6 protein-coding genes and 2 pseudogenes are annotated in these 6,283 nt (G+C 61.8%); all 8 read left to right on the top strand.

Annotated elements, in window-relative coordinates; all coding sequences use genetic code 11:
• A pseudogene (locus VIQ49_RS07515) lies at positions 1-747 on the top strand (hypothetical protein); the annotation flags it as partial.
• A 15-nt stretch (positions 748-762) separates the two neighbouring features.
• Complete coding sequence (locus VIQ49_RS07520) at positions 763-1,143, top strand: phage gene 29 protein family protein (protein WP_331882688.1); 381 nt, start codon at positions 763-765, stop codon at positions 1,141-1,143.
• Positions 1,140-2,240, top strand: a complete 1,101-nt coding sequence (locus VIQ49_RS07525; protein ID WP_331882690.1) for a hypothetical protein — start codon at positions 1,140-1,142, stop codon at positions 2,238-2,240. Before VIQ49_RS07520 ends, VIQ49_RS07525 begins: the two co-directional genes overlap by 4 nt.
• 13 nt (positions 2,241-2,253) lie before the next feature.
• Positions 2,254-2,706 carry a phage holin gene (locus VIQ49_RS07530; RefSeq protein WP_331882693.1) on the top strand — a complete coding sequence of 151 codons (453 nt, stop codon included), beginning with the start codon at positions 2,254-2,256 and terminating at the stop codon, positions 2,704-2,706.
• On the top strand, positions 2,703-2,930 hold the full coding sequence (locus VIQ49_RS07535; RefSeq protein WP_331882695.1) for a hypothetical protein: 228 nt from the start codon (positions 2,703-2,705) through the stop codon (positions 2,928-2,930). The genes VIQ49_RS07530 and VIQ49_RS07535 overlap by 4 nt, the downstream gene beginning before the upstream one ends.
• A 3-nt stretch (positions 2,931-2,933) precedes the next feature.
• Entirely contained in the window at positions 2,934-3,614 is a 681-nt protein-coding gene (locus VIQ49_RS07540; protein ID WP_331882697.1) for a hypothetical protein, read from the top strand.
• Between the two features lie 2 nt (positions 3,615-3,616).
• Positions 3,617-5,860, top strand: a complete 2,244-nt coding sequence (locus VIQ49_RS07545) for an SGNH/GDSL hydrolase family protein (protein ID WP_331882699.1) — start codon at positions 3,617-3,619, stop codon at positions 5,858-5,860.
• A 3-nt stretch (positions 5,861-5,863) separates the two neighbouring features.
• Positions 5,864-6,283 (top strand): annotated as a pseudogene (locus tag VIQ49_RS07550) (hypothetical protein); the annotation flags it as partial.

The following is a 6,283-nucleotide window of genomic DNA, read 5'->3' on the forward strand; positions in this document are numbered from 1 at the left end:
GACCCGATCCGCGATCTGGTACGGATCATCAAACCGGACGGCACATCCGAAACCGTCACCATCGCCGATCCGAACAACAACCCCAACCACGGAAACGACGACGACCCGTACATCATCTTCCGTAAAGGTCAATACCTCGGCCTGCGATCGAAGATGACGATCCACAAGCCGATCGAACACACGATCACCACCGGCGGAAAATCTCCGGACGCTATCAACACTGGCGCGAAGCTGCTCTCGAACATTCTGCTCGGCCTTCTCGGCGGCGCGATCGGACTGCCGTGGCTCACCCTCGGGATCTTCGACAAGGCCGTCGAGGATGTCATCCTCGCGTGGGCGATCTTCACCGACCACGACCGCAAAGCCGCCATGGGCCGCTACTCGCACAAATCCGGATACGAATCCGGCGGCGGAGCGGCAGTCTCACCGTCAGGACTGCAGACCGGCCGCGTCGGACTGCACAAGGCCCGCGGCTACGTCTCCTTCGCCGCCGATTTCGACGACGGCAGCGGCGGCTACTACATGGGCAGACACATCGAAGTCGGCATCCGCTGCGGCTTCGAAATCGGCAACCGAATCTGGCTCTCCAACATCGCATCCGGCAAACAAGCATGGGACCGCACGACCGCCCCGTTCTGGGCATTCTCGGTCGGCGACTACCGCGCCGCCGAACCCAACGGCACCAAAGCACTTCGGCACGTCGAAACGTTGATGGGCGCATACCGCCAGATTTCGAGTGCCACCTGACCTGAGAGGACATCAGTGGACACCTCACACGAACTCAGTCCCGAACTGCACGAAGCGATACCAGCCGATATGCATCCGTACGCGTACGTGTTCATGCACCCGACGATGAGGAACGTGGCGCCGAAGTTCGAGCCCGACGAGATGAACGACCTCGGCTACCACCTCGAACAGCTCGGGTTCCAGCCCGTCGCGGACTGCAAACTTCGGTACGACCCACCCACATCCGGGGGCGTTCATCCGCACAATCCCGGCAAATGGGTGCCGAAGACGAAGCCACGACCCACACCGCTACCCACTGCAGCCGAGCTGCTGGTGGCTCGAGTCAACAAGTTGCCCGAAGATCAGCGCGCCGAAGCCATTGCAGCGCTGACCGAATCGAAGGAGAACAACGAATGACCCTCGCACCCGCATTCGAAACCCGTTGGATGCTGAGCAATGCCCGATCGAGCCGCTTCGGCGCCGCGGTCGTCAATGCCTTCTGGCATACCGAAGAAGGCAACGCGTCTGCTGTCCAGCTCGCCGGATTTTGCGGCAACCCCGCGAACAACGCGAGCTATCACGACATCGTGCGTGACCGCATCGTCTGCCACGTCGTCGACGACGACTTCGCATCATGGTCGGTCCTGAACGCGAACCCGTCGAGCTACAACCTGTGTTTCGCCGGTTCCCGCGCAGCGTGGACCGAAGCGCAGTGGATGGCCCGCGCCGACGACATCCGCATCGCCGTCTGGCTCACCCTCGAGGTCTGCCGACGCAAAGGCACCATCGCTACCGAGATCCTCGCTGAAGGTGGCGGTAAGTACCGTCGCGGCTCCGGTATCGCCGACCACGCCTACGTCACCAAGATTCTGGGCATCGGCAACCACACCGACCTCGGAATCTACTTCCCGTGGTGGTTCGCCAAGCAGATCCTCGGCGAGTACCTCGCGCCCGCGCCGGTTCCGGTCGTTGTTCTCAACGCAATCGACGAGGAATACAAGCGGATCGGCGGCGAAACATCGTGGCTCGGCCTGGTCGAGGACGGCGAGTTGGATTGCCGCACCCGCGGCGGGAAGTACTCCCACTTCGACAACGGCGCGATCTACTGGTCACCCGAGACCGGCGCGAAGGCGATCCCGAACCACCTGCTCGACGCGTACGCCGTCTACGAATGGGAGACCGGGCCGCTCGGATTCCCGATCGGTGACCACACCGTGCTCACCGGACCGGACGGAAAGCCATGGGGTGACGTTCAGGGCTTCGAAGGTGGCCCGCTGTACCGCAAGTTCGGGCAGGATCGCGGATACCGCGTCCACGGACTGATCCTCGCGACCTGGCGACGCGCTGAGTTCGAAAACGGCGAACTCGGCTGGCCCACCTCCGACGAGATCACCCTCGACAACGGCGACATCGTCCAGCACTTCGAGGGCGGCGATGTCTACTACTCGCCGACCGGAACCGTCGCACTACGCCCAACGGATGGGCCCGATCACCACTTCCCGATCTCACACTGACAGGAGCTAAACCATGTCTACACTCGACACCATTCGAACCGCGGTCCCGGCGACCGCGCGCGCCAAGTACTACACCTACGTCGCGGCCGGCGTGCTACTAATGTCCGGCCTCGGCGTCGTCACCGAAACGGTGGCATCGCTCTGGTCTGCGGCAGGGCTCGCTTCCGTGACACTCGTTTTCGCGTTGCTGCATTCCCTGTCTCCGTGGCGCACAGCGCTGTACGGATTCCTGGCGACACTCGCACCGCTGGCGCTGTGGTATTCGATCGGCACTGCGACCCAGTGGGTGGCGGTATTGAGCTTCGCGGCAACCGTTTTCGGTATCACGAAAGCGGCTAGCAATACTGCACCCATGGTGGTACCTGTTCTCACATCTAGTAACGCGGTGATCGTGGGTGAGGGTCTGGACGCGGTGGCCGCGCTGATCGGTCGAGTTTCGCGGAAGTTCGGATCGAGGTTTCGGTGAATTCTGATCTTATCGAGTCGCTGACCCCGATCGCTCTCGCGGTGATCAGCGCCGTAACTGCATGGCAGGGAAAGAAACTCAGGGAGCTGTCGGTTCGATTCGACAAGCTCAGTGGTCAATTTCGATCCGCAGTGGTGCATATCCGGGACTGGCAGCGGTGGGACCGTACCGGCCGCATCGGTGACACCCCCACCATCCCTGACGATCTGATCGACGAGGTGTAATCGATGACATCACCTGACGGCTGGACCGGTGGGCACAATCCCGGCTGGGACGACATGGGCGACATGGCCCGCGAGTTCGGTGAATTCTTGTCTGGACCTTTGTCGAAGATTGCACAGAATATCTTCAAGTCGATCAGTCAAATCTTCGGTAAAGGTGACCGCGGACTGGAAGGCGTGCAGGAATGGGTTGATGGGCAGGAGCTTTACAACGAGCGCACCGATCTACTGTCGCCGTTGCTTGATTACGGGTCCGCCTACATGGATACGTCCGGCGGGTTCGCGAACGCCGGCCAGGCGTGGTTTGTGCATCAGGTCGGCCCGATGAAGAAGTGTCACATCGCGAATGGTCGAATCGTCCTGGAAGAGGCTGGGTTATGGGATATCCGGGCGTCATTGTGGTTTGACTACATCAACGTTCTTGGCGGTGGTGTCGGCTGGGAGGTGCGCGTTTTGAAGCCGGACAACTCAGTCTATTCCGTGAAGATGGAGTATTTCGATGACAACAAGACTCGGTCGGATACGTCGATTTCGTCGGTAGTCGTTCCTGATGCGGGATATCAGGTTCAGGTGTACGTGACGGTCATTGCCGCAGGCCGCGGCATCATCGGCGGTGTCGCTCGAAATCGCTTGACAGTGCAGCACATTTCACGGGAAACCACCGTTGGAGACACAGGGCAGGGGTAGTCATGGGATCGATCATCAAAGAAGACTTTTCAGATATCGCGCTCGCCGGCGTCGACATCGTCGTGACTTTCTCAGCGCCTCCCGGTCGTCCGCAGTCGGGTGCGACGGGACTGCTCACATCGAAGGGCAGACCTGTACGCGCCCCGGCCGGGCAGCTTCAGTCGCCGGAACTCGATTCGGGTCATTGCCATGTGCTGATCGAGGCAGGATCGTGGGTCGAGTCGTTCGACATCGTCGTTCCCGAGAGCGGCGAGCATCGTCTGCGCGATCTACTCGACACATTCGAGGTTCCGGATCCGCCGCAGGTATCACTCGTGAAGCAGCTTCGTGACGAGGTGGTCGCCGCCGCAGAGATCGTGGAAGCTGGATTGGAAGGCACAGTCCACGACGACGATCCGCGTCTGTCTAATGAGCGGACACCGACCAATTCCAGTGTGGAGACCGCGAAGATCGCGGATTCGGCGGTCACTGGTGCCAAGATCGCCGACGCAACAATCAACGGTGGACAGAAGCTCGTTGACAGCTCGGTATCTGCGTCCAAGCTGTCGAACAATGCGGCCACCACCGTCAAGATCGCCGACAAGGCTGTTACGGCTGCCAAGATCGCGGACGGCACGATCACAGGCACTCAGGTTGCGGCAGGCTCGATCCAGGGCACGAAACTCGTTGCAGCGTCCGTCACGAACACTCAACTGGATGCGCCGACAAAAGCCTCACTCGTCAAGGCTGACGCATCGCAGACCGCGGCGCAGGTACAGGCGATCGCAAATGCGGCGGCCGCTGCGCTCGTCAATGGATCCCCAGCTGCGCTGGATACGTTGCAGGAGTTGGCGGCAGCGCTCGGCAACGACCAGAATTTCGCGACGACCGTGACGAATCAACTCGCCGAGAAAGTCGCGACGACGGACACGCGCCTGTCCGATGCTCGCCCGCCGACCGACCACTCGACAGACAAGCTCACCTCCGGCACACTGCCTGTTGCTCGTGGCGGTATCGGACGCACCGATCTTGTCGACGGCTCGTACATGCGGGGGTCGGGTGCGGCTGCGGTGCAGATGCGCACCCCGGCGCAAGTTCTCGCCGATATCGGCGGCGCGGTATCGAGTCCGGCGAAGAATCCGAAACTTTCGAAATGGGCTGGTGCGCTCGCACGCCGCGCTACCCGTCCGGCCCGACTGCTCGACATCTCCGACAGCATGGACGAGATGACCACGGACGGTTGGGGTTCGGTGTGGCCGCACCAGTTGATGGTCAGCGCGAAGCGGTTCTTCATTCCGGCGCATACGACGTGGAACCAGAACGAAGTCGTGACCGGTGAAGCCTTGTACAACCTCGGCGTGCCGAGCGGCAGCGCGTTCGGTGTCGCGCCGGCCACCGCCATCGCCGGAGTGCCGCGGTTGTGGCCGATCCGCGACGAAGCCTCGAACGGTGCGATGACGATCTCGATCGCCGGGTATTCGAAGGTGTCGGTGCTGTGGGTCGATGCTGCTGGGGCGTCGCTGTACGTGCCGAACTATTCCGTCGACGGCGCTGCAGCTGCAGCACTTCCCGCGGGCACCGTGTACAACGGGTCGATCAAGAAGTCGGACCTTCCGGTGACCGGTTCGACGCTCTCCATCACCAGGGGGCCGGGTGGTAAGTGGATGGTGTACGGGCTGATCGTCGAGCAAGGTGCGGGTGCTATTCCGATCGAGGTCATGAATCTCTCTCGATCCGGGTCGAAGCCGTGGGACTGGAACGTCTGGCTCGCCGCGTCGGTCGGCGCCGAGTCGGGCGCTACGGCACTGCCGACCGGGTTCGATCCAGACCTGATCCACATCGGCCTGTTAGGCGGTGCGAACGACTTCTATGGCGGAACCCCGATCGCAGGGCATCTGTCGGCGATGGAGAACCTGGTGGCGAGCCTGCAAACGCGGTGCCCGAATGCCGATTTCGTGTTCTCGACGCAACCACCGTTGCCGTCGAACTTCGCGTGGCAGACGTATCAGGCGCAGTCGGTGACGTGGGCGCAATCGAAAGGTTACGTTCTGTTGGATTGGTCGTCGCTGCCGGTGCCGGGTGCCAATCCGTTCTACATGGCCGATCAAACCCACCCGCGCCGGGCACTGTCCACACTGTGCCGGGATCTGGCGGCTCCTGCGCTGCTGCCGGCGTGGTCCGACACCCCAGCGGGAATCGTCGCCCAGGTGGTCACGTCATGGACCGGGGCGAACGAAAACGGCGTGCTCTACCTGATGGCGGAATAGCCCATGACGACACGGGCAATGGCGGTCATGCCATCGAACACCACAGGATCGGGCGGAGCACTCACCGATGTCACCGGAGTCAGCTACAGCGCAACCAACGCGTACAGCTCGAAATACCACCTGTATGCGGCCGGCCTCGACTGGACGAAACCCGTTGGCCTGCTCGTCCATTTCCACGGCGACGGCGCATTCGAGTACAACAACCCGACGAACGCGTGGATGCTCGGCGGCACGAACGGTTTTATCGCGCAGGCGAAAGCCCGCAACATGATCCTGCTCGTGCCGCTCACCCCGGACGATGCGGTCGGGCGGTTCACATGGTGGGCCTGGTACGGCAAGGAGGAAAACCCCAGGTATGCAAAGGATCTCATCGTGTACATCCTTGGCCGGTACAAGATCGACAAGAAACGAATCTGGCTGTCC

It is taken from the genome of Williamsia sp., assembly GCF_036566845.1.
Classification (GTDB): Bacteria; Actinomycetota; Actinomycetes; order Mycobacteriales; family Mycobacteriaceae; genus Williamsia.